This window comes from Caballeronia sordidicola, assembly GCF_000729995.1.
Taxonomy (GTDB): Bacteria; Pseudomonadota; Gammaproteobacteria; order Burkholderiales; family Burkholderiaceae; genus Caballeronia; species Caballeronia sordidicola_A.
Genome location: NZ_JNFG01000126.1, coordinates 1 through 429, shown reverse-complemented (window position 1 = coordinate 429; position 429 = coordinate 1). Strand labels below are relative to the sequence as shown.

Annotated in this window: 1 pseudogene; it reads left to right on the top strand. The window is 65.3% G+C overall.

The features are described from left to right. Positions 1 to 307: pseudogene (locus FH08_RS52705) on the top strand (hypothetical protein); the annotation flags it as partial. Between the last annotated feature and the right edge of the window lie 122 nt (positions 308 to 429).

Genomic DNA, 429 nt, shown 5'->3' with positions numbered 1-429 from the left:
CGTTCAGGGCAGTCCCGATGAAGTGGCGCACGGCAGCGGCCTGATAATCTACACGGCCAAAGGCGGGGCGCTCGACCTCGCCGCCCGAAGGCTGCGCGACGTGCCGGGCGTGGAGGCGGCGGCAGTGTTCGGAGCGGAAGTACGCATCGCCGGCATGGATCGCGCCGCGCTCGAACGGGCAATAGCAACTCCCGACGGAGCGGCCGAGCTGACCTGGCACGAAGTCACGCCGCAGCTCGAGGACGTCTTCATCCATCTGCTGAGCCAGCCGGCCAAGAACATCCCGTCGGGTAAGGAAACAGCGTGACCGGCTTTTCTTTCAGACGGTTCATGGCGGTCCTTCGCAAGGAATGGATCCAGGTGCGGCGCGACCCTCTCACGCTGCGCATGATCATTGCGTTGCCGGTCATGCAGCTCCTGCTGTTCGGG